Genomic DNA, 24,685 nt, shown 5'->3' with positions numbered 1-24,685 from the left:
CCCCAGGCCGGCATGGCTGCCGACCAGCCTTCGCCTAGGGCCGTCTGGTAGGCTTCGATGGCCCAGGCGTTGGGGGTGAGCCAACCGGCCTGCTGCAGCCAGGGGGGCATCAGGAAGCGCGGGACCATGCTGCCGCCCACCGCCGAGAGCAGAAGCACCCCGAAGGTGGAGGCGAGATGCGCCTGCTGGCGAGTGTTGGCCGCCGCGCAGGCGGCGAGGGCCAGACCCGCCGCCATGGCCGAGACCAGAAGCGAGGTGACGATCCAGGCCGGCCAGTGCGGGCCGATCTCGACCCCGTAGACCAGGGCGGCGGCGGCGAAGATCAGGCCCGCCTGGACCATCCCCTGGATCACCAGGAACAGGAACTTGCCCAGCACCACCACGGCCAAGCCCCCCGGCCCGGCCATGAGCCGGTCGGCGAGGCCCGATTGCCGTTCCTCCACCAGGGACATCGCCCCCTGCATGGCGGCGAACAGCAGGAACACGGCGGTGATGGCGCCGGCATAGTAGCTCACCCGCTCGTTGGTGCGGCCCGAGGCCGTGCTCCGGCGCTCCACCAGGGAGGCGAAGGAGAACGGCTCCTTGCGGGCGCGCTGCTCGGCGAAGGCCTGATTGAGGAAGGCGCGCTCGTCCGGTCCGATCTTGCCGGATCGCTCCACGTCGGCGACGATCCGGGCGAGGACCACGTCGGGCAGCGACTCGTTGAGGACGCGCTGCAACTGGCCGAGCGCGATCGGCGTGGCGAGTGCCCTGGCGGGGTTCTCGATCAGCACCACCGGCTGGGCGGCCTCCGGCGGGGCTCCCGTCGCCGGCGCGTCGAGGTCGCCGCGCAGGACCAGGGCGGCGTCGACCTCCCCGCGCCGTACCGCGCTCATCGCCTCGGCGAGGGTCGTGGCCCTCAGCCGCTCGATCCGCAGGGAGGTGTCGGCTTCGAGGGCCGTCATCAGCCGGCCGGTGGTCGCCGTGCCGGCGAGGTCGACGAGGCCGAGATGGATGCGGATGCGGTCGCCGATGGCGCCCGAGAAGATCGCGGCGAAGATCATGAAGATCACGGTCGGCAGGACGAAGGCCATGACCAGGGCGGCCCGGTCCCGCCGCAGGCTGATCAGCATCACCCGGAAGGCGGCGGCGATCATGCGTGACTTCCCGTCCGGCGTAGGGAGATGGGCCGGTTCGGTTCGGCGCGGTCCAAAGCCTCGCGATAGACCGCCTCCAGACCCGGCGCACGAATGCGGATCTCGGCCACCGGCACGCCCTCCGCCCGCAAGGTGCCGAGGAGGGCGGTCCCGTCGAGCCCGGCCCGGTGGCTGGCCCGCCAGGTCAGGCCGGTATCGACGGGAGCGAACCCCACCCGGCGCAGGGCCGCCTCGGCGGCGGGATCGGCGGGGCTCGCCAGTGCCACTTCGTGCTCGGGCACCTCCGCGCGGATGCGCTCCAGCAGGAGCGCGAGGCGGCCCTCGTGGACGAGTCTTCCGTCCGCCAGGATGGCGATCCGGTCGGCGAGGCGTTCGGCCTCGGCGAAATCGTGGGTGGCGATGAGGATGGCAGCCCCTTGCGCACGGAGGCGCGCGAGCACCGCATGGATCGCCGCGCGGGCGTGCAGGTCCACCCCCTGGGTCGGCTCGTCGAGGAGGACGAGGCTCGGCCGCGCCATCAGGCTCGCGGCGATGTTGGCCCGACGCTGGTAGCCGCCGGACAGGTGGCCCACCGGACGTCGCGCCACCTCGCCGAGATCGGCGAGCTCCAGGGCGGACTGGACCGCCGCCTTGCGCTCGCGCCGGCCGATCCCCGAGAGTTGGGCGAAGACCGAAAGATTCTCGGCCACGGTGAGGCGGGGATAGAGGGCGATCTCCTGGGGCACCCAGCCGATGACGCGCCGCGCCTCGCGTTCGCGGAACGGGTCGGCCCCGGCGATCCGCACGGTGCCGCTCTCAGGAGGCAAGCGTCCGGCCACGAGGCGCATGAGAGAGCTCTTGCCGGCGCCGTTGGGGCCGAGCAGCGCCAGGGTCTCGCCCGCCTCGATCCGGCAATCGACGCCGCGCAGAACGAGATTCCCACGATAGGCGAGGGTGGCACCCTGGACTACGACCAGGGGCTCCTGTCCCGGATTCATGAGCGGCGGGTCAGCGGGGGGGCAGGGCGCGGACGAGGCGCACCCGCACCGCGATCCCGGGCTCGCGCAGGGTGAAACGTGCGCGGCTGAAATCCGGCCGGGCACGGCCCATCTCGCCGGAGAATCCATAGGGTTCGAGCGGCAGGCCGAGGCCGGTACGGTCGAGGCGGCGGTTGCCGTTGAGATCCTGGTAGGCGGCGACCGCGTAGGTGCCGGGCTCGATCCCGGTGAGGACCACCCGCCGGGTCCGGCCGTCCGCCGGGACGTCCTGCCCGTTGCGGCATTCGGCCTCCGACAGGCCGCCCTGGCACAGGGCGACATAAACCGTGCCGGCGCCGGGCTCGATCCCCTCCACCTGCACCTCCAAAGTGGCCGCCCGCGCGCCGCCGCAGGCCAGGGCGGCGGTGAGGGCCATCGCGAATACGCCCCTCACGAGGTCTCGCCCGAGGTGGCAAGCGGCGAGGTGGTGGGGATGCCGGCGGCCTCCGCGCCCACGCGCCCGGCGGAGAGTTCTTCGATGAGGAGGCGGGCGGTGATGCGGGCCCCCTCGTAGATCACCGGCAGGCCCGAACCCGGATGGGTACCGCCGCCGACGAGGTAGAGGCCCGGCCCGAAGCGGTTGTGGGGGCGGAAATACAGCATCTGCATCAGGTCGTGGGCGAGGTTGAAGGTAGCGCCCTCATGCACGAAGAAATCGTCCCGCCATTGCGACGGGTCGACGATGCGCTCGTAGCGGATGCGCTCCTCGATATCGGTCAGGCCCAGCAGCTTCAGCCGGTCGAGGACGAGGCGGCGGTAGCTCTCGCGGGTGGCTGGCCAGTCGATTCCTGCCTTCAGGTTCGGCACCGGAACGAGGACGTAGAGGCTGGTATGGCCGGCCGGCGCCATGCCGCCGTCGGTGTAGCCCGCATGCTGGACGTAGAGCGAGGGCTGCATCGGCAGGGTGCCCTCGGTGATCTCGCGGATGTTGCGGGCGTACTCCTCCGACAGGAAGATGGTATGGTGGCCGAGGGCCGCCGGCACTTGTCCCTCGATCCCGAGATACATCATGAAGGTCGAGCAGGAGAGGCGGGCCTTGTCGATCTTGGCGTCGCGCCAGCGCGGGCGGTGCGTCTGAGGTACCAGATCCTTGATCACCTTGGCGAAATCGCCGTTGATGACCACCGCGTCGGCCTTCAGCGTCTCGGCTCCGCAGACCACGCCAATCGCTTTCTTGCCTTCGAAGAGCACCCTGTCCACCGAGGTACCGAGGCGAATGTCGACGCCCATGCGGCGGGCGAGGCCTGCCATCGCCTCCGACACCGCGCCGCAGCCTCCGACCGGATGGTAGACCCCGTGCTCGTATTCGAGGAACGACAGGATGGTGAATAGGCTCGGGCAGCGGAATGGCGACATGCCGAGGTACTTGGTCTGGAACGCGAAGGCGAGGCGGACGCGCGGGTCCTTGAAGTAGCGCTGCAGGTCCTTGTCGACGCTGCGGCCGGGATGGAGATGGGGCAGGGCGGCGATCATGGCCGGGGAGGCCATGCTGCGCAGGGTGTGGAAGGCCTGTTCCAGCACCGGCTTGAAGAACTTCAGCTTCACCCGGTTGTCGGCGAAGAATTTTCGGACGTTCTTGGCGTCGTCCGGGGCGATGCGGGCGACCTCGGCCTCCAGCCGTTCCATGTCGTTGGTGGCGCGGATCTCGCCGCCCGCCTCGAAGACGAGGTGGTATTGCGGATCGAGCCGTTCGAGCTTGACGTGATCCTCGAGCCGCTCGCCGCAGGTCTCGAAGATGTCCGCGAGAATCTGTGGATAGAGGAAGAAGGTCGGGCCGATGTCGAACCGGTAGCCGCCAGGGGCCTCCACGGTCTTCGTTCGGCCTCCCACGGCCGGGTCCTTCTCGACCAGGGTGACGTGAACGCCGGCGCGGGCGAGGAGAAGCGCCGTCGCCAATCCCCCTGGACCGGCGCCGACGACGATGACGCGGCGTCCTGACAGGGTCCGCAGGCCATCCCGTGACTGAAGCAACGCAATCAACTCCCTCGTCGACGACCTCCGATGGGAAACCTCCCATGCGCCAGGCGTATCGGCATCCGTGCCAAGCTCAAAGCCCGGAGTCGGGGATGCCACCCGTACCGGTCTAGCTTGCCACCTAATCTCGACCGGCTGCAGGGGCGGGACAATTGCCACGGATTGTCGCGTGCCCGCATGAAAGATTCCGCATGGCCAGGTGGTGGAGCGCCAGCGCCCCGGCGGTGGCGACGTTCAGGGAATCGAAGCCGGGGGCCATGGGGATCCGCACGGTGCGGGTCCGCGCCATCAGGCCGCGCGACAGGCCCGGCCCCTCGGTGCCGAGGAGTAGGAGCGTGCGGGGCAGTGGCGGCAGCTCGGCGAGCACGTCGTCTCCCCGCGGGCTGAAGGAAAGGGGAACGAGGGCGTTGGCTTGCGCAAAGTCCAGCATCGCCTCCGCGTCGAGGCGGGCGAAGGGCACGATCAGCGCCGCGCCGGCCGAGACCCGGATGGCCTTGCGGTAGAGTGGGTCGCAGGTGGCGGGGGCGAGGAGCACCCCGTCGGCCCCGAAGGCCGCGGCGTTGCGGAACAGGCCGCCGACATTGTCGTGGTTGGTCAGCCCGACGAGCCCTACGACGAGAGCGGGGTCCGGAGGTCGCGGAAGGGCGAGGGGCGCCTCCGCTCCGCGCAACCCCACCGCCATCACGCCCCGGTGGATCGGGAAGCCGGCGATGGTGCTCATCACCGCCTTCGAGGCCGTATAGACCGGCACCGAACCGCGCAGGGCGGCGAGCGCATCGGAGAGGGGCGCCACCCGCTCATGGCTCAGCAGCAACGATTCGGGCGCGAAGCGCGAGGCCCCCGAGAGCAGCACCCGCAGAGTCACCTCCCCCTCGACGATGAACCGGCCCTCGCGCCCGACGAGGTCGCGCTCGCGCATGGCGGCATAGGCGGCGATGCGCGGATCGCCGGGGTCGTCGATGGGGATGGGTGTCACCGGTGGCCGCATCCTGTGCCCTGGCGGATGATGCGCATGGCCCGAGAGCCCCTTCTCCCCGCAATCGGGGAGAAGGGGGGATGCGCGCTACGCGCTTGCGGGACGTCCGCCCATGCGGATGGCGAGCGGGTCCGCCTCCTCCCTGGTGGGCACCTTCACCAGGGCCTCGCCGTCGAGCACGACCTCGCCGGCGACGGAGCAGGTGCATTTGAGCCGGGCGCGGCGGCGCTCGGGAACGAGTTCGGCCACTTCGACGGTGACCTGGACCGTATCGCCGATGCGGACCGGCGCGCGAAAGTTCAGGGTCTGGCTGATGTAGATGGCGCCGGGGCCGGGCAGGCGGGTGCCGAGCACCGCCGAGATCAGGCCGGCGGTGTAGAGGCCGTGGGCGATACGGGTGCCGAAGGGCGTGCGCGCCGCGAAATGCTCGGAGAGGTGGATCGGGTTGCGGTCGCCGGTGATCTCGGCGAAGCCCACCACGTCGGAGGAGGAGATCTCCTTGTTCAAGGTTTCGGACAGGCCGACTTCGAGATCCTCGAAATACAGCACGCGCAGCTCTGGCATCATCGGTCGGTCTCCCCCGCCTCACGTCGTTGTCGCGGGCATGATCCCGCGTCTGACGTGTCGCGTCGCACAGGCGCTTCGGCAAATCCAGCGCGAGAACGATGAAAATCTTGCCTCGACAGCCGCCTCACCGCCGGTCCAAGAGGCGCAACATTGCGAAAAGCCCGTTCTTGAGAGCCGATGACCGACGCTCCCTCGCCCGCCCCCGTGGTCCCGCCGTCCCTGCGCCCGGTCGTCCTGCGCGTGGCGGGGCTGAACCTGGCCTATTTCGGCGTCGAGATCGCGGTGGCCCTGGCGATCGGCTCCCTCGCCCTCATCGCCGACAGCCTGGATTTTCTGGAGGACGCAGCCCTCAACCTGCTGATCTTCGCCGGGATCGGCTGGAGCCTGCGCAACCGCGCCCGCCTCGGCATGGTCCTGGCCGGCATCCTGCTGCTGCCGGCTCTCGCCACCGCCTACGCGGCCTGGGAGAAGGTGGCCGACATGGCGCCTCCCGCTCCCCTGCCGCTGACGCTCGCCGGTCTTGGGGCGCTCGCCGTGAACCTCACCTGCGCCGTGATGCTGGCCCGCCATCGGGACGGGGGAGGAAGCCTGACGCGGGCGGCCTATCTCTCCGCCCGCAACGACGCCTATGCCAATCTCGCCATCATCGGCGCCGGCCTCGTCACGGCGCTGACGCTCTCGCCCTGGCCCGATCTCGTAGTGGCCGCCGGCATCGCCGTGCTCAACGCCGATTCGGCGATGGACATCCTCAAGGCCGCCCGCGCCGAGTGGCGCGCGGCCCATCCCGTGGCGTGATGCCGTCACCCGGACCCTGCTCTCCTTCTTGGAGCGCAGGCGCGTCGGATCGGACCATGTCCCAAGCCCAATGAGGTCTCCCTTGCGCCTGTTCCCGATCTCCGACCTGCATCTCGAGCGCCGTCGTCCGGAGACGATCGCGCGGCCGGGCGAACCGTTCGACGTTCTGGTCTGTCCGGGCGACCTCTACGAGGGCCGGCCCGAGGCCGGACTCGCGGCGCTCCGCGAGATCGCGCAGGGACGGCCCATCGTGCTCGTGCCGGGCAACCACGAGCATTATGCGCCGACCGGCGATTCGCGCACCGCGCCCGAACTGATCGCCGCCTTGAAGGCCGAGGTGGCGCGGATCGACGGTGAAGGGGAGGGCGGTCCGGTCCACCTCCTCAACCACGGGGACAGCGTTGTCCTCGACGGCGTGCGCTTCGTCGGCACCACGCTCTGGAGTGACTGGTCGCTGGCCGGCCGTTGGCTCGACGAGACAGTTACCGACCGCCCGGCCGATCCCGTCGCCTACGCCGCCGCGCGGATGACCGACCCGGTGACGGGCTCACGCGAGTTCCGCGGCTCGATCCGCAAGGGCGACGGCTCGGTCTGGTCGCCGGCCGACGCCATGGCGGCGCATCTGGCGCAGAAGGCCGAACTCACCGCTGCCCTCGCCGTGCCGCATCCCGGCCCCACCGTGGTCGTGACCCACCATCCGGCGAGCCCGCTGGCGGCCGACGCGTTCCGGACCACCCCCGGCGTGCCCTGGTGGGTGCCAGCCTTCTACGCCACCACCGCCCTCGACGACCTGCCCGAGGCGAGCCGCCCCGACCTCTGGGTCTCCGGCCATTTCCATGCCGGCCACGATCTCCGCATCGGCCGCACCCGTTGGATCGCCAACCCGGTGGAGGGGGGGACGTACTCGGCTGAGCGGTTCGTGGAGGTGGGGTGAGGGGCGGGCGCGGCCGGACTCGACTCTCGGATCGTCTCCAAGAGCGCACGTCCCGCGAAACCTCCTCTCCCCGCCCTACGTAGAGGCGTGCAGGGGCGCCCCTGCGCCAGGATCGGAGTCGCCCATGAACACCTTCATCGCCGTCGTGCTCGTCTGCGCCAACGCGATTCCGATCGAATCCTGCTCTGACGACAGGGCGAGCGAGGTGCGCAAGGTCCGCGTCTCGAACGAACTCGGCTGCACCAACGGCTGGCAGGAGATCATCTCCCGCACCGACCTCGGCAAGGAGATCGGCAAGACCGCCTACCTCAAGACCGAGTGCCGCCGGGTGAAGGAGCCGCAGTGATCCCTATTTGTCGTACTTGATGTAGGCGAAGCGCGCGTCGGTGGGCGTGCCTTCGAGCCCTTGGCCCTCGGTGCCCGGCTGCCAGCCCACCACCTCCTCGATCTTCCTCGCCAGGGCGAAGTCCTTGTCGGTGATGCCCTTGGCGGCGTGGTTCATCAGCCGCACCTCGACCCAGGCATAGGAGGCGGTGAGGTCCGGGTGGTGCCAGGCGGCTTCCGCGAGATGGCCCACCGTGTTGATGACCATGAGCGTGCTCTTCCAGCCCGCCGTCTTGTAGGTCCGCCGGATCCAGCCGTCCTCGTAGGTCCAGGCCGGCAATTCAGCGGCCAGACGCTCCGAGATGGTGGCGTCGTCGATGACGTCTTCGCGCGATCCGGCCATGGCTGCACGTCCTTTGAATGTCGGGGTGGTGGTCGAGGGACTCTGCGACGCGCCGCGTGTCCGGGCAAGGTCGGCGGCAAAGATCCGGGTCCGCGAATGCCGCGGTCGCCTGCGACGTGGTGGCCCTGCCCCCTCGGACGGCCGATCGGATCTGTGGACGCCGGGGGGGCGAGACCCTATTAAGAAAGAATAATAGTTCGTCGGCCCCGACTGCCGGGGCCGGATGCGGGCCGGTTCCAGGGAGACGACGTTCATGCTGTCACGGCGCGGAGTGCTCGCGACGGCTGCGCTGTGGCCCCTGGCCGGGTCGGTGACGGCCGTCGCCGCCGGTCCCGCCGTCCGTGTCGGAAGCCTGCCCTTCGGTACCGTGGCCTGGGAGGCGGCGGTGATCAAGGCGCGCGGGCTCGATGCCGCCAACGGCTTCACCCTCGACGTGGTCAAGCTCGCCGGCAACGATGCCGCCCGCATCGCCTTCCTCGGCGGACAGGTCGATACCATCATCGGCGATCTGCTCTGGGCCGGGCGTCTCGGCAACGAGGGCAGGGCGATGCGTTTCATCCCCTATTCCACCACCGAGGGATCGCTGATGGTGCCGGCGGGCAGCGCCATCGCCGGCCTCAAAGACCTCGTCGGCAAGCGGCTCGGGGTGGCGGGTGGACCGCTGGATAAGAACTGGCTCCTGCTCAAGGCCCAGGCCAAGGACGCCGCCGGCATCGATCTCGAATCGCAGGCGCAGGTCGCCTACGGCGCGCCACCGCTCCTCGCTCTCAAGCTCGAACAGGGCGAGCTCGACGCGGCCTTGCTCTACTGGACCTATTGCGCCCGCCTCGAGCCGAAGGGCTTCACCCGCCTCATCGGGTCGGACGACATCATGCGCGCGTTCGGCGCCACCGGCTCCATCGCCCTCATCGGCTACCTGTTCGAGGGCGCCACCGTGGCGGACAAGGCGGAGGCCATCGCCGGCTTTGCCCGCGCCTCCCGCACCGCCAAGGAGATGCTGGCCAACGATCCCGCCACCTGGGACGTGGTGCGGCCGCTGATGTCGGCCGAGGACGAGCCGACCTTCGAGGCGCTGAAGCGCGATTTCCTCGCCGGCATCCCCCGCCGGCCGCTCGCCACCGAGCGCGCCGACGGCGAGCGCCTGTTCGGCGTGCTGGCGAGGCTTGGCGGCGAGCGGCTGGTAGGGGCGGGCAAGACCCTGCCTGCCGGCCTGTATTTCGACGGGGCCGGAAACGGTTGAGCCGCGTCACGCCCTCCCCCGCGGTACGCTGAATCGTGGCCCGGCCCGGCGCGAACGTCATGGGAGAGGCGACTCGGGGACTGGCGACCCGGCTCGTCTCCGTGCTGGTGCTGCTCGCGGCCTGGCAGGTGGCGGCGACGCTGGCGGAATCGCGGCTCCTGCCCGCGCCCCTGGCCATCCTCGATTTCATCGTGAAGGAATCCGCCACTGGCGACCTGTGGCGCAACGTCGGTATCACCCTGACGCGGGTGGGCATATCGTTCTTCTTCGCCATGGGACTCGGGGTGTTGCTCGGCATCGCGCTTGGCCGCTGGAAGGCGCTCAACCTCGTCCTCGACACGCCGCTCCTCATCCTCCTCAACACGCCCGCCCTGGTGATCACGGTGCTGGCCTACATCTGGGTCGGCCTCAACGAGGGCGCGGCGGTGCTGGCGGTGGTGCTCAACAAGCTGCCCAACGTGGCGGTGATCGTGCGCGAGGGCGCGCGCGGCCTCGATCCGGGGCTGGAGGAGATGGCGCGGAGCTACCGTTTCGACCGCCGCACCTGGATCGCCCATGTCCTGGTGCCCCAGCTGCAGCCCTTCGTGGTGGCCGCCGCCCGCTCCGGTCTGTCCCTCGCCTGGAAGATCGTGCTGGTGATCGAGCTGCTTGGGCGTCCGAACGGGGTGGGCTTCGCCATCAACTTCTACTTCGTCCAGAGCCTGAACGTGGCGGCCATCATCGGCTATAGCGTCGTCTTCATGAGCGTGATGATCGCCATCGATATCCTCATCCTCCAGCGCCTCGAAGCTCATGTCCGACGCTGGCGCTGAGAGGGCGGACGCGCTCTCCGTCTCCATCCGCAGCAAGGTCTACGGAGCCGGCGGGCCGGAGCCGGTGGAGGCGGTGCGCGATCTCTCCTTCGTCATTCGCCAGTCGGAGATCGCCTGTCTCATCGGCCCCTCGGGCGCCGGCAAGACCACGACCCTGCGCATCCTGCTCGGGCTCGACGACGCCTATGACGGCGCGGTGACCCCGGATCCGCGCGAGGCCGGCATCGCCATGGTCTTCCAGGAGCCGCGCCTTCTCCCCTGGCGCAGCGTCGAACAGAATGTCCGCCTTGGCCTGCCCCGGCCCGAGCGGGGGCGCGATCTCGACGCCCTGTTCGAGTCCCTCGGGCTGACACCATGGCGTGGTCGCTATCCCGGGAAGCTCTCCCTCGGGATGGCACGCCGCGTCGCGCTCGCCCGTGCCCTGGCCCTCCGTCCCCGCATCCTGGTGCTCGACGAACCCTTCGTGTCCCTGGACGACCGGGCCGCGGCGTCCCTGCGGGAGATCGTGGTGGCGACCGTGGCGCGCGAGGGAATGAGCGTGCTTATGGTCACGCATAACGTGGCCGAGGCCATCGAGATCGCGGACCGGCTCCTGCTCGTCTCGGCGCGCCCGGCGAGCCTGCTCGCCGCAGTCGCCCTCGACCGGCCCCGAAGCGAGCGCGACCGGGCCTGGGCAGAGGCGATGCGGGAGGATCTCGCGAATCGCTTTCCGGGTGTCATCGCCGCCTGAAAGCTCGTTCCCGGTCGCGGGAGAGCGGCACGATATCGCCGACGCGGCATTATGCACATGTGCTCAGCGCTTAGGCCCGCCTCAAGGACGGCTACGCAGTCATGCGGCGAGACAACGCAGCGCTCGATCGAATGGTGCCCAACCGATCCCGCGGCGTGAACTGTCGATGCAAGATCCATTACGCGAAGCTGCATGATAATTCATCTCGGCGCAGTTTTGATTTGTTCGGGCATCGAACGAAGCGACCGTTTTATCGAACATTACCTGCCGGTCCGAGGGAGGACTGGCATACCAGGGCGCCTGCATGCGCGTGACGCATAAGAAGCGTATGGGTGTTCTAAATGCTTTTGTCTTGGAAGATATCGATTTTGCAATGCAACATTTTAGGGTGCGACCGCTCAGATTACGGTTAATGAAGACGTTCGTTCACCAGGTCTTGATGCAGCCTGAGCTCAAGCTTGCTCAATCGAGTTGACGCCGCCGCGATTTTTCTTAGAGTTCATTCAAGCTTCGGTTCGAAGGGGCGCCGCAAAGGGGTAGCGGCGACCGGGAGAGCAGGCGGTGGTTGAGGCGAAAATCTCGCGGAAACAGCCGCTTAGGAGACTCTATCGAAGTGAACTATCCCTGTCGCAAATAACAGGTCGCACAAATGGGGGCAGTTTTTGCTGATCTCCAGGCGTGTCAAAGACTTGTCGGAGGAATGCATGAGAGCGGTCCATCTTCTCGCACTCGGCGCTGGTCTGGTGGCTTCGGCCCCCGCCTTCGCCAATGACGACGTCCTGAAGCGCTCGGCCGATCCGGCCCAGCAGGTTCTGCAGACGGTCGATTACGCCAACACGCGCTATTCGAAGCTCGACCAGATCAACGCCAGCAACGTGAAGCAGCTGCAGGTGGCCTGGACGTTCTCGACGGGCGTCCTGCGCGGTCACGAGGGTTCGCCTCTCGTCATCGGCAACATGATGTACGTCCACACCCCCTTCCCGAACATCGTCTACGCCCTCGACCTCGACAAGGACGGCGTGATCGTTTGGAAGTACGAGCCCAAGCAGGACCCGTCGGTCATCCCGGTGATGTGCTGTGACACGGTCAACCGTGGTCTGGCCTATGCCGACGGCGCCATCATCCTGCACCAGGCCGACACCACCGTCGTCTCGCTCGACGCCAAGTCCGGCAAGGTGAACTGGTCCGTCGTCAACGGCGACCCCAAGAAGGGCGAGACCAACACCGCCACCGTTCTTCCCGTGAAGGACAAGATCATCGTCGGCATCTCCGGCGGCGAGTTCGGCGTGAACTGCCACGTCACCGCCTACGATTCCAAGTCGGGCAAGAAGGTGTGGCGCGGCTACTCCCAGGGCCCCGATGCCGACATGATCATGGACCCGGAGAAGACGACGTCTCTCGGCAAGCCGGTCGGCAAGGATTCCTCGCTGAAGACCTGGGAAGGCGATCAGTGGAAGACGGGCGGCGGCTGCACCTGGGGCTGGTTCTCCTACGATCCCAAGCTCGACCTGATGTATTACGGCTCGGGCAACCCCTCGACCTGGAACCCCAAGCAGCGTCCGGGCGACAACAAGTGGTCGATGACCATCTGGGCACGTAACCCCGACACGGGTGCGGCCAAGTGGGTCTACCAGATGACCCCGCACGACGAGTGGGACTACGACGGCATCAACGAGATGATCCTCACGGATCAGAAGGTTGACGGCAAGGATCGTCCGCTCCTCACCCACTTCGATCGTAACGGCTTCGGCTACACCCTCGATCGCGCCACTGGCGAGCTCCTGGTCGCCGAGAAGTTCGATCCGGTGGTGAACTGGGCCTCCAAGGTCGACATGGACAAGGGTTCGAAGACCTACGGTCGTCCGCTCGTCCAGGCCAAGTACTCCACCGAGCAGAACGGTGAAGATACCAACTCCAAGGGTATCTGCCCCGCGGCCCTCGGCACCAAGGATCAGCAGCCTGCTGCGTTCTCGCCGAAGACCAACTTGTTCTACGTGCCCACCAACCACGTCTGCATGGACTACGAGCCGTTCCGGGTGTCCTACACCCCCGGTCAACCCTATGTCGGTGCGACCCTGGCCATGTACCCGGCCCCCAACAGCCACGGCGGCATGGGTAACTTCATCGCCTGGGACGGCGTCGCTGGTAAGATCAAGTGGTCGAACCAGGAGCAGTTCTCGGTGTGGTCCGGTGCTCTCGCCACCGCCGGTGACGTGGTGTTCTACGGCACCCTCGAAGGCTACCTGAAGGCCGTCGACTCGAAGACCGGTAAGGAACTCTACAAGTTCAAGACCCCGTCGGGCATCATCGGCAACGTGATGACCTACCAGCACAAGGGCAAGCAGTTCGTCGGCATCCTGTCGGGTGTCGGTGGCTGGGCTGGCATCGGCCTCGCGGCCGGCCTGACCGACCCGAATGCCGGTCTCGGCGCGGTGGGTGGCTATGCCGCTCTCTCGAACTACACCAACCTCGGTGGTCAGCTGACCGTCTTCGCGCTCCCGAACTAATCGGTCGCACGAAGTCTGAGACGATAGGGTGCCGGCGCGGGTTTCCGCGCCGGCACCTTTATGATTAGATCGTTATTAAGAACACTTTGAACGTCGGCCGAACGGGTCGACGGTTGCTCCTGGGAGAAACGTCGTTGCAGTACCAAAGCAAAGCCGCCATCCGTCCGCTCGTGGCCGCCCTCGTTTTCGCATTCGCCTCCGCCGGCGCCGTTCAGGCCCAGGATGCCAAGCCCGCCGCCGATCCTGCCGTGGCCAATCAGCTCGATCCCAATTCGTCTGAGAAGGATGCAAAGCTGATCGACAAGTATCAGGCCGTAAAGGTCGAAGACGGCAAGTACACGGATGGTGACGGCGCCCCGACCTATCACATCACCAACGATGGCAAGAAGTTCGACTGGTATGCCTATTCCGGCTACCGCCGCTATCATGCCGAGTGCCACGTGTGTCACGGCCCCGACGCCATGGGCTCGACCTACGCGCCCGCCCTCAAGGATTCGCTCAAGCGCCTGTCCTACGAGGAGTTCGTCGGCATCATCGCTGGCGGCAAGCAGGACATCAGCTCGAGCGGCACCAACGTGATGCCTGCCTTCGGCGATAACAAGAACGTGATGTGCTACGCTGACGACCTCTACGTCTACCTGAAGGCCCGTGCCTCCGGCGCCATGCCGCGCGTGCGTCCAGGCGACAAGGAAGACAAGCCGGAATCGGCCAAGAAGGCCGAGAAGGAGTGCCTGGGCGGCTGATGGCTCGCTTTGGCTCCCTGACCACGACGGTTTGCGCGCTCCTGCTGATTTCGGCAGGGGCGTACCCCGCTTCGGCTCAGTCGCTTCCCGATCTCGTCACGACCGACGTCCTGCGCGTCTGCGGAGACCCCGGCAATATGCCGTTCTCCCAGCGTAAGGAGGACGGGTTCGAGAACAAGATCGCGGCGATCCTCGCCGACGAACTGAAGGTCAAGCTCCGCTATTACTGGCTGACGCAAGGGCCCGGATTCGTCCGCAATACGCTGGGGACCGGCCTGTGCGACCTGATCATCGGTTCGGCCGCCGGTGGAGAACTCGTCCAGCACACCAACCCTTATTATCGCTCGAGTTACGCCCTGGTCACCCGCAGCGGTGAGTTTGAGGGTGTGACCAAGCTCGACGACCCGAAGCTCAAGGGCAAGGCCATCGGCGTCATCGGCGGCACCCCGCCCGTGAACCGGATGGGCGAGGTCGGCCTCATCGCGTCGATGAAGGCTTACGCACCCTACCAGCTCGATCCCTCGCGCAAGTACCAGACGGTCTCCGCCGAGGTCATCGGCGATCTTGCCGAGAAGAGGATCGACGCGGCAATCCTGTGGGGGCCGGCCGCCGGCTGGCTCGCCAAGCAGAGCGGCGTCGCCATGAAGGTCGTGCCACTCCTCCAAGAGCCGGATCGTCCCGCTCTGACCTTCCGTATCGCCATGGGCGTGCGGATGGAGGAGAACGACTGGAAGCGTAGCCTCAATACGATCCTGCGCAAACGCCGCGCCGATATCGAGAAGGTCCTGCGCGAATACGACGTTCCGTTGCTGGAAGACGAAGGCAACAAGCTCCTCGAGCCGGCAGCGCCCTGAGACAGGGCCTTGCCGGTCGTCACGATCGGCGGGGTTTGGTATGAGCCTCCCGGATAAACGGGGGAGGGCGGCGATGGGACGAATGCGGATCGGTCTTGCGGTCGGGGCTCTCGTCGCCGTCGTCGCGGTGAGCATCGTCGCAGTCGATCGCGCGCAGATCGGCCGTGTCGCTCCGGATCTCGTCGCCGAGACCGAGCGCGCCGACCGCGTCCTCGTGGAGAAATCCGCCCGTCGACTGACCCTGTTTCGAGAAGGGCGTGTGCTCGCGACCTATCCCGTCTCCCTTGGCTTCTCCCCCATCGGCCACAAGCAGAGGGAAGGTGACGGGCGCACGCCGGAGGGGCTCTATTCCATCGCCTATCGCAACCCGCTCAGCGTCGCCCATCTCTCCCTGAAAGTGTCCTATCCGAACGAGGCCGATACGCGGGCTGCCCATGACGGCGGCTACGAGCCGGGTGGCGACATCATGATCCACGGGATCATGAACGGCTTCTCCTGGCTCGGCCGGCTGCACCGGCTCACGGACTGGACCAGCGGCTGCGTCGGCGTGGCCAATGACGAGATGGCAGCCATCTATGCACGGGTGGATGTGGGCACGCCGGTGGAGCTTCGACCCTAAGCGACGGGCTTTGGGTCCCGCACGATGCCGGCGGTGTCGAGTTTCGACAGGGCTTGGCTCACGGTTTCGGGGCCGATCACCAAGTCCGGCGCGATCTCGGCGAGGGGAACGAGGACGAAGGCGCGCTCGCGCACGAAACGATGCGGCAGGACAAGACGCTCGTCGGAGATCGCCGCCCCTTCATAGGACAGCACATCGATGTCGATGACGCGCGGCCCCCAGCGCCGCTCGCGCACCCGGCCCATGGCGGTCTCGATGGCGAGGCCCGTCTCCAGCAGGTCGTGCGGCGTCAGGTCGGTCTCGACGGCGACCGCGGCGTTGAGGAACCAGTCCTGGTCCGTATCGCCCCAGGGAGGCGTGCGGTAGTCGCTGGAACGGGCCATGACGCGGATGCCTGGGCTGGCTTCCAGCCGCCGGATCGCCTCGGCGATCGTCGCGGCCTTGTCGCCGATATTGCTGCCGAGACCGAGATAGGCGGCCGTCATCGCGCGAGTCCCGTGCGGCTGCGCAGGATCGAGATGGCGACGCCGTCAATCACCGCCGGGACCGGCGCGCTCGGCTTGTCGACGCGCACGATGATGCTGTCCACGCCCTCGAACCGGTCGAGGATCTCGTCGGCAATGGCCTCGGCCAGCGCCTCAATGAGGGCGAAGCGCCGGGTGGTGGCGATGCGCACGACGATCTCGGTGAGGTCGGCATAGCTCACTGTCTTCGCCATGTCGTCCGACAGGCCGGCCGGCCGGAGGTCCATCCGGCAGTCGAGGGAGATGTAGAAGCGCTGGCCGATCCGCGCTTCCTCTTCGAGGAGGCCGTGATAGGCGAAGACGGCGATGCGTTCGACGAGGATGCGGTCGGTCATGAGGCTGTCCGCATCACGGCGTCGACCACGCGAAGGGCGTCGACATGGGGCGCCACGTCGTGGACGCGGACGATGTCGGCTCCCAAGGTCGCGGCGAGGACATGGCTCGACAGCGAGCCGATTAGGCGGTCCACGGGCTTCGTCTCGGCATCGTGCAGGCGTCCGAGCATCGATTTGCGTGAGACGCCGACGAGGATCGGAAAGCCCAGCGCCTTGAGTTCGGGCAGGCGCCGCAGGGCTTCGAGATGTTGAGCCCAGCTCTTGCCGAAACCGATTCCCGGATCGAGCACGATGTCCCTGTCCGGGATTCCGGCGCGGCGGGCGATGTCGAGGGAGCGCTCGAAGAAGCGCAGCATGTCGGCGACGATGTCGATGGCGGGATCGATGCTCTCGCGATTGTGCATCACCATGACCGGCGCACCATGAGCGGCGGCCACGCGGGCGATGTCGGGCTCGCGCTGCAGGCCCCAGACATCGTTGACGATGCGCGCACCCGCGGCCAGTGCCACGTCGGCGGTGGAGGCCTTGTAGGTGTCCACCGAGATCGGGACGGGAAGACGCGGAGCGAGATCGCGGATGACGGGCAGGATGCGGGCCTGCTCCTCCTCGGCCGATACGGGCGTATGGCCCGGCCGCGTCGATTCCCCGCCGATATCGACGAGGGCCGCCCCCTCCGCCACGAGGGTATCGGCCTGTGAGCGCGCCGCCTCGACACCCTCGAAACGGCCCCCGTCCGAGAAGGAATCCGGGGTGACGTTGAGGATGCCCATTACGAGCACGCGCTCTCCGAGACCGGGCAGCAGGGCTTTCAGGGCAGAGGCGGGAGAGGACGTCACGGGAATCTCATCACGGGGTTTATGGCGCATCGATGTATGTGCATCCCCTCGCCCCGCTTGCGGGGAGAGGGACGTGCTCCCCCTCGTCGGGGAGCGCGTCGAGGCGACAGCCGAAGGTGAGGGGACGGTTCCAGAGGAGCCTCGTCCGAAATGGCCCCCTCACCGTTGCTTCGGCTTTGCCTACGCTCATCGCGGCCACGACAAAGTATCTACGATCCTCTCCCCGCAAGCGGGAAGAGGAGGAGCCCTCACCGGCGCTCGAACAAGGCGCCTTCTGTCATCGCCTTATCATAAGGGAGCAGGGAACGCGTCAGATCCGAGACGACGTCGATGTGAGAATTGCGCTGGCTCGCACATCAAGGCCGCCTCGGTCACACCCCACCGCGATAGCAGCGGATCTCGGCCTCGGCCTGGGCGCGGCGGAGATCGGCGACCTTGTCGTCGAACACCTTGGTCGAGCGGAACTCGTTCGAGCGGGCGCCGATGCCCTGGCGCATGGACAGGACGGTGCTCGCCTGGACGTACTTGTCATAGGTGAGGATCGACGCGAGGGCGTCAATGGAGCAGGAGCAGCGCGAGAGTGATTCCCGTGACTGCCCGTTGGCCGCCATGCAGCCGAACACGTAATCCGCCCGCGCCTCGGTGGGGTAGTCGTTCTCGCTGTCGTCCGCACGGGCGGGAGCGCCGGCAAGGCCGAGCATGAGGGCGAGAAGGCCGCCTTTAGCCAGCGTTCGGATCATAGGTCAGGTTCTCCTGGAGAAGTTCGCCGCCATCCGCCGTCTTCGACTGGGCCTCGATGGAGAGCAGCTCGCCGGGCACGGCGGGCGACGTCACGAAGGTGTATTTCAGGTTCTCGAGGCCGCGCATGCGGTCCTTCATCTTGTCGTCGAGGAAGGGTTGCACCTCCACGCGCCAGGCACCCACGGTCTGCCCCTTCACGGTGGCCGTCGTTGCGGTCACCGTCGCATTGTCGCGCAGGGCCTTGCGGATGCCGTTCTTGATGTAGCGAGGATTGGCCGAGAGCACCTTGGCGAGGTCGATGAGGTGATGTTCGAGGAAGAGCGTCATCACCGGGTTGCCGGGCATGTCGTTGAACGGGCCGGCGGGGAAGCGGTTCGCGCCCGAGAACATCTGCACGCGGATCGTCCGGTTCTCCGGCGCCCCACCCGGCTCGATATTCAGCTTGATCTGGTCGTCCATGGTCGGGCCGAACGGACCCTTGGAGATGCCGCTGCGCCGGAGATAGGAATAGGTCAGCGTCGAGCCCGGCGCCACGTTCTTCATCTGCGGCTCTTCGAACAGCAGGTCCGAGGCATTGGGCGGGGTGGCGGTGTTGGCCTTGGTCACGGCGGGGGCATCGGCCGGAGGCGTGCCCTGCGCCAGAGCGGGCAGGCTGGCAAACGACAGGGCGAACGCGACGAGAACGGGCTTCACAGGGGAGCATCCTCTTTCAGGGGCGGCGGCGCAACACGGTCCACGTTGCTGCCGATCGTCCGGTAGACATAGTCGGGCGGCGTCTCGGCCGCCTCTTCCTCGGCGAGTTCCCGCACCTTCGCATGGAGCGGGGAGAGCGAGCAGGCCGGGTCGGTGGCCGCGGCGTCGCCGGCCAGAGCCAGCGCCTGGCAGCGGCAGCCGCCCCAATCCTTCTCGCGCCGGTCGCAGGAGCGGCAGGGCTCCTTCATCCAGTCCGTGCCGCGATAGGCGGTGAAGGCCGGTGAGTTCGCCCAGATGTCGGCGAGCGAATGGTCGGAGACGTACCAGAATTCGAGGTGCTTGATGGTCTCGGCGGCGTGGCAGGGCAGCACCTTGCCGGCCGGCGTGACGTTCATCAGCTTGCGGCCCCAGCCGCCGGCGCAGGCCTTGGGGTATTTCGCGTAGTAATCGGGCACCACGAGATCGATGACGAGCTGGCCCTTCAGCCGCTCGCGCGCCGCCTCGACGATGCGGATCGACTGATCGACCTGAGCCTTGTCCGGCATCAAGGCGGCGCGGTTCACATAGGCCCAGCCGTAATATTGAGTGTGGGCGACTTCCAGCCGCTTGGCGCCGAGCTTCACCGCCAAGTCGATGAAGCCCTCGACCTCGTGGATGTTGCCCCGGTGGATCACGGAATTCAGGGTCAGCGGCAGGCCAAGTTGCGTCACCCGCTCGGCGAAAGCGAGTTTTTGCGGCTGAGCATTCTTTAGCCCGCCGATTTTTTCCGCGTTGGCCGCGTCGACGCCCTGCACCGAGAGCTGCACGTGATCGAGGCCCGCGTCGTAGAGGGCGTCAAGCTTGGCCAGGGCGCCGCCGACGCCCGAGGTGATGAGGTTGGAATACAGGCCCAGCCTGGCGCAGGTCTGGGTGATCTCGACGATGTCGTTGCGGGCGGTGGGCTCGCCGCCGGAGAGGTGGACATGCAGCACGCCGAGGCCCGCCGCCTCCGTCAGCACCCTCTGCCACGTGGCCGTGTCGAGCTCGCCCGAGCGCCGGTCGAGTTCGAGCGGGTTCGAGCAATAGGGACAGCGCAGGGGGCAGCGATGGGTCAGCTCCGCGAGGAGCCCGACCGGCGCCGGCAGGGAAGGGGTGTTCGGCGTGATGGCGTTCATCGCTCCAGAACCCGTTTGGTGGCGAGGTCGTTGAGCATCACCAAGACGTCGGCCTCGATCACGTCTGGGTCGGCCACGAAGGTCTCCGCGAGTTTCACCGCAATGTCGCGCACGCTGCGCTGGCCGTCGACCAGCGACAGGACCGCTACGGCGTTGGCGTCGAGGTCGAAAGTGCGCTCCGGCGCCAGCAGCACATGCTGGCCACGGACCTCGTCGTGGCGCAGGCGCACGCCGCGGGGCAGGCGTGGCACGTCAGACGACCGGACCGTGCCGGTGCCGGCCGCCTGCGCCACCTCAGCCACGAGGCCGGTTCCCGGAACCCAGGCATCCGGCGGGGTCATGCCGGGCGCCACATAGGAGAAATAGAGGGCGTCGAGCTGCGTCCAGAGCACCGTGCACTTGAAGGTCAGCGCGGCCATGGCCTGCCGCTGCAGCTCCGGCGTAGTGGCGTGCTGCTTGACATAGTCGATGGCGAATTCGGCGTCGCGTGGGGCCTGGGTCAGGCGCTTGTCGAAATAGGCGAGCGTGTCCTTGGTGATGAAATCGTAGTTCTTCAGCATCCCGGCCACACGCTCGGAGATGATCGTCGGCGAGAACATCTCGGTGAGCGAGGAGGCGATGGCCTCCAGCAGCGAGCGCTCCTTCACGAAATGCACGTAGGCATCCACCGAGAAGCGGGTCGCCGACAGGATTCCTTGCGTCGATTCCACGTAGTCGCGACGGAAACCGACACCCTCGGCGAGCTTCAGCCAGCGCTCGATGCCGCCGTCTCCGGGGGCGTCGCCGTCATGATCGACGATGCGCTGGCGCCAGACGCGGCGCAGGCTCGCATCCTCCATCCGGGCGAGTACGGCGGCGTCCTTCACTGGGATCATCGCCTGATAATAGTAGCGGTTGAGCGCCCAGGCTCGGACCTGATCCTTGTTCAGCTTGCCGTCGTGCAGCAGGCGGTGGAACGGATGCAGGTTGTGATAGCGCCGGGCGCCGATGTCGCGCAGCGCCGCCTCGAGTTCCTCGGGGCCGAGCAGGCGCTGGGACGCGTCGGTCTTAGGGGTAGGGAAGGGCGCGGTCATGGCGTGGCTCGGCGTTTCGGCGATGGGCAGCGGTCGGAACTTTTCTTACAGATGGCGCCGACAGCCGTGAAAACCACGGACGACAAGCGCGCAATCCCATTGGACGCAATATAAGTCGGCGGCACTAAAATGCCAGCCGGGCATCCGGCTAGAGTGACAGCGTCAACCCGTCATGGGCCACTGTCCAGCCCTCGGCTTCCACGGATATCCGTTCGGCCGAGCCCTCCACCAGCACCGGATTGGTGTTGTTGATATGGACGAAGACCCGACGGCCGATCTCCACGTCGGCCAGCGCCGCGATCGATCCCCCCTCGCCGGTCATCGGAACGTGGCCCATGCGCCATCCGGTCTTCACACCGACCCCGGCGCGAATCATGTCGTCGTCGAGAAGCACCGTTCCATCGAACAGAAGCGCGTCGACGTCCGAGATGCGCTGCTTCAGCCCATCGGTCACGCGGGCGCAGCCGGGGATGTAGGCGAGGCGGCGCCCGCCGGCCTCGATCATCGCTCCCACCGTGGTCTCTGTCTCTGCGCCGATCTCCATGGTCTCGTCCTCGAGCCAGAGCGGCACCTTGCCGGGCACCGCAAACAGCGTGACGGTGAGGCCGGGAACCGGTTCGAAAGCGTGGTCGAGGGCGATCTTCTCGCGCCGAACCACGTCGGCCGCCATCACGTCGAAGACGCGGTTGGCATTGACGGAATCGAGGATGCCGGAGGTGGCGTAGAGCGTGTAGGGCTGGCCCTCACGCAGGGTCAGCAGCCCCGCCACGTGGTCGACATCGCCATTGGTGAGAAGCACGGCATGGATCGGCGAGTGGCGCAGGCCTTCCTGCGGATGCATCGCCGGATTGTCGAAGAGTTGCTGACGGATATCCGGGGAGGCGTTCACCAGGAGCCAGCGCTCGCCATCGGGCGACACGGCGATGCTCGACTGGGTTCGTGGCCGCACCTTCGAGGAATCCTCGCGGGCGAGGGAGCAGATGGGGCAGCGGCAATTCCACTGGGGAAGGCCGCCGCCCGCGGCCGAGCCGAGGATCACGACATGCATGGCTGAACCGGCGCTGCCTCGATCCTCACGCGCGACGCGATATCTCAGTTGAAGGTGTCGATCTCAGCCGACTCGTAGCTGGTGACTTCCATGCCGACACAGATCTCGGAAACGACGGGGGCAGCCCAGGTCATGGTGTTTCTCCTCGGTATGTTTCTTGGACGTCAGCAGCATCCGGATCTCGTATTAAGGAGATCCTAAGACACTGACGGCGCAGTCATTTCTGTCGCGGGAGCTATATCGACAATTCCGCCGGACTCTTCAAGCGATAAATTGCCGGATCGTCCCAGGACGTGCCGAGAATGCGCATCGCACTCAATGGCGGAAATCTTGACCCCGTAGGTCGAGCATGAAGCCCCGGCCCCTCACGGTGACGATGACCGGGCCGCCGAAGCGGACGAAATCCGACAGCTTGGTGCGCAGGTAACCCACGTAGACATCGACGACATTCAGCGACAGGCCGCCCTGGCCGGCCCAGAGCTTGTCGAAGATGTCGCCGCGCGACACCGGCTGGTTGGCCTTGTCCATCAGCAGGGCGAGCAGTTCCGATTCGCGGGGCGTGAGGCGCGCCGTCGCATCCCCCAGGGAGACCTGCCGGATGTTGAGATCGAGGACGAGTTTGCCGGCGGTGACGATGGTGCGCGGCTGGTCGGATTCCTTGCGCCGCAGCAGATGGGTCTGCAGGCGGGCCAGCAGCTCGTCGAAGACGAAGGGCTTCACGATGTAGTCGTCGGCCCCAAGCGCCAGCCCTTCGGCCCGATCGCGGACTTCGTCGCGGGCGGAGAGGAATAGGATCGGGCCGGGATAGCCGCCCTCGCGCAGGGAGCGACAGACGTCGTGGCCGGACCCGTCGGGCAGGGTGATGTCGAGGACGACGGCACCGGGCGCGTCCTCGCGGGCGGAGGTCAGCGCGTCGTCGACGCAGCCGGCCACCCCCACCGAAAATCCTTCCGCTTCGAGGCCCCGGGCCAGCATGGCCTGGATGTCGCTGTCGTCCTCGACGATGAGCACTCGCGTCATGCGACGCCTTCCTTCCGCTTGGTCTCGTCCTGGTCCCCGGAAACGAGGTCGAGGACGGGCAGCACCAGGGTCACGCATGCCCCTTTGCCGTCCGCGCCCGTCCCGAGGCCGATCGTGCCATCATGGCGCTCCGTGACCCAGCGCGCCAGTGCCAGGCCGATGCCGAAGCCGGTTTCACCCGAACCGCCCTCGCGCCGGAACCGCTCGAACAGGTCCCCGGCGGTATCGGGAAAGCCCGGCCCGTCATCGGTGATGGTGATCGTGGCCGACCGCCCGTCGTCGAGGCGAAGGGCGACCACGACCCTGGTCAGCCCCGTGGCGTGCCGCAGGGCGTTGTCGATCAGGCTCTCCACCACCTGCCGCAGCCATTCCCGGTCGGCGAGAAGCGTCGCGTCGCGGGGGGCGGGGGCGAGGGTGAGGCTCACCCGCCGGCGCGCCGCCTCGGAAGCGGCGCTGTCCACGGCGTCGGTGAGGATGGCCACGGCGCTGGCAGCACGCCGGTCGAGCTCGATCTGGCCGGATTCGGAGCGGGCGACCCGCAGCAGATCCTCGACGCGGCGCTGCAGGCGCAGGGCCCGCTTGCGGATGGTGGCGAAGACCGGGGCGTAATCGATTCCCGGCCGCCCGGCCGAGCGGGCGGCGATGTCGCATTCGCCGAGGATCACGGTGAGCGGCGTGCGCAGCTCGTGGCTGACATCGGCGAAGAAGCGACGGCGCGAGCGGTCCACCGCCTCCAGGCGCTCGTTGGCAGCGCGCAGGTCGGTGGTCCTCGCCTCCACCGTGTCCTCGAGGGCGGCGCGGTCGGCGGCGAGCCGTCCTTCGCGCCGGGCGAGGCGGGCGGCCATGCGGTTGAAGTTCGCCACCAGCAGACCGAGCTCGTCCCGCGTCGCCACGGAGAGGCGCGTGTCGAGTTCACCGCGCCCGACGGCACCCGCTGCCCGGCGCACCGCCTCAATCCGCGCCAATGTCGGCCGGGTCACCGCCCGGTACAGGACGAAGACGAGGGCCAGCGCCAGGATAACGGCGGCGAGCGACGCGATCCGCAGGGTCGATGAGAGCTCGCGCGCCTCGTCCGAGCCCGCGATCATCGAGCGGCGCTCCACCTCGATGAGGAAGGAGAGCGGCTGGCCGGTCATGGCGCCGAACCCGTTCAGGGCGCCGCGGATGGTGTTGCGCCGCTGATCCTCTTCGGATTGACGCAGGACCTGGGAGACCTGCCGGTCGAGGATGGCGCGGGCCGAGCGGAGCTGCGCCAGCGGCCGCGTGCGCGCGGCGTAATGCATCCGGTCGAGAGGATTGTCGCTGACGGCGATGCTCTTGCCCAGCGCCTCGTCCACGGCGACGAGCGCCCGGTCGACATTGGTGCGGGCGATGGACAGCCCTTCGGGTTGGGCGTCCGGGTTGCTCACCGTCTCCAGCGCGGCGAGGCCGTACTGGGTCATGCGGCCGGACAGTTCCACCAGGAGTTCGAGCCGCGCCTGCGCCGCGAGCGTCCGGTCGATGGTGCGCTCGGCTGCGCCGATGGAGCCCAGCACCCCGAGCGCCGCCAGGATCACCAGCAACGCGGCGCCGCCGAGCAGCAGCGCGAACCGGACCTTCAGAGAGCGCATCGCGTATGGCCGCCCGTGTCT

28 protein-coding genes are annotated in these 24,685 nt (G+C 67.7%); 10 read left to right on the top strand and 18 right to left on the bottom strand.

Going from position 1 to position 24,685, the window contains the following annotated elements; genetic code table 11:
• The 6 genes from FPV16_RS10385 to croR form a co-directional block, all read right to left on the bottom strand.
• On the bottom strand, positions 1-1,136 hold a 1,136-nt coding region (locus FPV16_RS10385; protein ID WP_227438122.1), incomplete at its 3' end, for an ABC transporter permease.
• Complete coding sequence (locus FPV16_RS10380) at positions 1,133-2,113, bottom strand: ABC transporter ATP-binding protein (protein WP_227438121.1); 981 nt, start codon at positions 2,111-2,113, stop codon at positions 1,133-1,135. The genes FPV16_RS10380 and FPV16_RS10385, both read right to left, overlap by 4 nt.
• A gap of 10 nt (positions 2,114-2,123) precedes the next feature.
• Positions 2,124-2,528 (bottom strand): DUF2141 domain-containing protein, encoded by a 405-nt coding sequence (locus tag FPV16_RS10375; protein ID WP_227438133.1) that lies wholly within the window; start codon positions 2,526-2,528, stop codon positions 2,124-2,126.
• A 14-nt stretch (positions 2,529-2,542) separates the two neighbouring features.
• Positions 2,543-4,123, bottom strand: a complete 1,581-nt coding sequence (crtI, locus tag FPV16_RS10370; RefSeq protein ID WP_227438120.1) for a phytoene desaturase family protein — start codon at positions 4,121-4,123, stop codon at positions 2,543-2,545.
• Between the two features lie 124 nt (positions 4,124-4,247).
• Positions 4,248-5,114, bottom strand: a complete 867-nt coding sequence (locus tag FPV16_RS10365) for a TrmH family RNA methyltransferase (protein WP_227438119.1) — start codon at positions 5,112-5,114, stop codon at positions 4,248-4,250.
• 75 nt (positions 5,115-5,189) lie between these two features.
• Complete coding sequence (croR, locus tag FPV16_RS10360; protein WP_018043624.1) at positions 5,190-5,669, bottom strand: 3-hydroxybutyryl-CoA dehydratase; 480 nt, start codon at positions 5,667-5,669, stop codon at positions 5,190-5,192.
• Between the two features lie 177 nt (positions 5,670-5,846).
• Here croR and FPV16_RS10355 point away from each other — a divergent pair, with 177 nt between their 5' ends.
• The 3 genes from FPV16_RS10355 to FPV16_RS10345 all read left to right on the top strand — a co-directional run bounded on the left by FPV16_RS10355 (position 5,847) and on the right by FPV16_RS10345 (position 7,744).
• Complete coding sequence (locus tag FPV16_RS10355; protein WP_227438118.1) at positions 5,847-6,464, top strand: cation transporter; 618 nt, start codon at positions 5,847-5,849, stop codon at positions 6,462-6,464.
• Between the two features lie 82 nt (positions 6,465-6,546).
• Positions 6,547-7,398 carry a metallophosphoesterase gene (locus tag FPV16_RS10350; RefSeq protein WP_227438117.1) on the top strand — a complete coding sequence of 284 codons (852 nt, stop codon included), beginning with the start codon at positions 6,547-6,549 and terminating at the stop codon, positions 7,396-7,398.
• 124 nt (positions 7,399-7,522) lie between these two features.
• Positions 7,523-7,744, top strand: a complete 222-nt coding sequence (locus FPV16_RS10345) for a hypothetical protein (protein ID WP_227438116.1) — start codon at positions 7,523-7,525, stop codon at positions 7,742-7,744.
• A 3-nt stretch (positions 7,745-7,747) separates the two neighbouring features.
• Here the strand turns inward: FPV16_RS10345 and FPV16_RS10340 are convergent, their stop codons facing one another.
• Positions 7,748-8,125 (bottom strand): 4a-hydroxytetrahydrobiopterin dehydratase, encoded by a 378-nt coding sequence (locus FPV16_RS10340; RefSeq protein WP_227438115.1) that lies wholly within the window; start codon positions 8,123-8,125, stop codon positions 7,748-7,750.
• Positions 8,126-8,378: 253 nt separating this feature from the next.
• On the opposite strand from FPV16_RS10340, the gene FPV16_RS10335 reads away from it, so the two are divergent.
• The 7 genes from FPV16_RS10335 to FPV16_RS10305 all read left to right on the top strand — a co-directional run bounded on the left by FPV16_RS10335 (position 8,379) and on the right by FPV16_RS10305 (position 15,630).
• On the top strand, positions 8,379-9,365 hold the full coding sequence (locus FPV16_RS10335; RefSeq protein ID WP_227438114.1) for an ABC transporter substrate-binding protein: 987 nt from the start codon (positions 8,379-8,381) through the stop codon (positions 9,363-9,365).
• Positions 9,366-9,424: 59 nt separating this feature from the next.
• Entirely contained in the window at positions 9,425-10,177 is a 753-nt protein-coding gene (locus FPV16_RS10330; protein ID WP_227438113.1) for an ABC transporter permease, read from the top strand.
• The gene (locus FPV16_RS10325) at positions 10,158-10,907 is read left to right on the top strand and encodes an ABC transporter ATP-binding protein (RefSeq protein ID WP_227438112.1); all 750 of its coding nucleotides are present in this window, start codon (positions 10,158-10,160) and stop codon (positions 10,905-10,907) included. The genes FPV16_RS10330 and FPV16_RS10325 overlap by 20 nt, the downstream gene beginning before the upstream one ends.
• Positions 10,908-11,611: 704 nt before the next feature.
• The gene (gene xoxF1, locus FPV16_RS10320; protein WP_227438111.1) at positions 11,612-13,414 is read left to right on the top strand and encodes a lanthanide-dependent methanol dehydrogenase XoxF1; all 1,803 of its coding nucleotides are present in this window, start codon (positions 11,612-11,614) and stop codon (positions 13,412-13,414) included.
• Between the two features lie 134 nt (positions 13,415-13,548).
• Positions 13,549-14,157 carry a c-type cytochrome, methanol metabolism-related gene (locus tag FPV16_RS10315; protein ID WP_264483782.1) on the top strand — a complete coding sequence of 203 codons (609 nt, stop codon included), beginning with the start codon at positions 13,549-13,551 and terminating at the stop codon, positions 14,155-14,157.
• Entirely contained in the window at positions 14,157-15,011 is an 855-nt protein-coding gene (gene xoxJ, locus FPV16_RS10310; protein WP_227438110.1) for a rare earth element methanol dehydrogenase accessory protein XoxJ, read from the top strand. The genes FPV16_RS10315 and xoxJ overlap by 1 nt, the downstream gene beginning before the upstream one ends.
• A 73-nt stretch (positions 15,012-15,084) precedes the next feature.
• Complete coding sequence (locus FPV16_RS10305; RefSeq protein ID WP_227438109.1) at positions 15,085-15,630, top strand: L,D-transpeptidase family protein; 546 nt, start codon at positions 15,085-15,087, stop codon at positions 15,628-15,630.
• Here the strand turns inward: FPV16_RS10305 and folK are convergent.
• The 11 genes from folK to FPV16_RS10250 form a co-directional block, all read right to left on the bottom strand.
• Positions 15,627-16,115, bottom strand: a complete 489-nt coding sequence (gene folK, locus FPV16_RS10300; protein ID WP_227438108.1) for a 2-amino-4-hydroxy-6-hydroxymethyldihydropteridine diphosphokinase — start codon at positions 16,113-16,115, stop codon at positions 15,627-15,629. The genes FPV16_RS10305 and folK overlap by 4 nt on opposite strands.
• On the bottom strand, positions 16,112-16,489 hold the full coding sequence (gene folB / locus FPV16_RS10295; protein WP_227438107.1) for a dihydroneopterin aldolase: 378 nt from the start codon (positions 16,487-16,489) through the stop codon (positions 16,112-16,114). Before folB ends, folK begins: the two co-directional genes overlap by 4 nt.
• Entirely contained in the window at positions 16,486-17,355 is an 870-nt protein-coding gene (gene folP, locus FPV16_RS10290; RefSeq protein WP_227438106.1) for a dihydropteroate synthase, read from the bottom strand. The genes folB and folP overlap by 4 nt, the downstream gene beginning before the upstream one ends.
• Positions 17,356-17,696: 341 nt before the next feature.
• Positions 17,697-18,065: a hypothetical protein gene (locus FPV16_RS10285; RefSeq protein ID WP_413629250.1), complete on the bottom strand. Its 369-nt coding sequence runs from the start codon at positions 18,063-18,065 to the stop codon at positions 17,697-17,699.
• Positions 18,046-18,759, bottom strand: coding sequence for a hypothetical protein (locus FPV16_RS10280; RefSeq protein WP_227438105.1), 714 nt, complete (start codon positions 18,757-18,759; stop codon positions 18,046-18,048). The genes FPV16_RS10285 and FPV16_RS10280 overlap by 20 nt, the downstream gene beginning before the upstream one ends.
• Complete coding sequence (pqqE, locus tag FPV16_RS10275; protein ID WP_227438104.1) at positions 18,756-19,913, bottom strand: pyrroloquinoline quinone biosynthesis protein PqqE; 1,158 nt, start codon at positions 19,911-19,913, stop codon at positions 18,756-18,758. The genes FPV16_RS10280 and pqqE overlap by 4 nt, the downstream gene beginning before the upstream one ends.
• The gene (pqqC, locus tag FPV16_RS10270; RefSeq protein ID WP_227438103.1) at positions 19,910-20,986 is read right to left on the bottom strand and encodes a pyrroloquinoline-quinone synthase PqqC; all 1,077 of its coding nucleotides are present in this window, start codon (positions 20,984-20,986) and stop codon (positions 19,910-19,912) included. Before pqqC ends, pqqE begins: the two co-directional genes overlap by 4 nt.
• Before the next feature lie 148 nt (positions 20,987-21,134).
• Entirely contained in the window at positions 21,135-22,034 is a 900-nt protein-coding gene (gene pqqB / locus FPV16_RS10265; protein WP_227438102.1) for a pyrroloquinoline quinone biosynthesis protein PqqB, read from the bottom strand.
• A 44-nt stretch (positions 22,035-22,078) separates the two neighbouring features.
• The gene (gene pqqA, locus FPV16_RS10260) at positions 22,079-22,168 is read right to left on the bottom strand and encodes a pyrroloquinoline quinone precursor peptide PqqA (protein ID WP_018043604.1); all 90 of its coding nucleotides are present in this window, start codon (positions 22,166-22,168) and stop codon (positions 22,079-22,081) included.
• A gap of 181 nt (positions 22,169-22,349) precedes the next feature.
• Positions 22,350-23,054: a response regulator transcription factor gene (locus FPV16_RS10255; protein WP_227438101.1), complete on the bottom strand. Its 705-nt coding sequence runs from the start codon at positions 23,052-23,054 to the stop codon at positions 22,350-22,352.
• Positions 23,051-24,664, bottom strand: a complete 1,614-nt coding sequence (locus FPV16_RS10250) for a sensor histidine kinase (RefSeq protein ID WP_227438100.1) — start codon at positions 24,662-24,664, stop codon at positions 23,051-23,053. The genes FPV16_RS10255 and FPV16_RS10250 overlap by 4 nt, the downstream gene beginning before the upstream one ends.
• Positions 24,665-24,685: the final 21 nt, after the last annotated feature.

It is taken from the genome of Methylobacterium sp. W2 (assembly GCF_020662345.1).
Lineage (GTDB): Bacteria > Pseudomonadota > Alphaproteobacteria > Rhizobiales > Beijerinckiaceae > Methylobacterium.
Note: the sequence above shows the minus strand (reverse complement) of the source record. Positions and strands in the feature narration are given on the sequence as shown.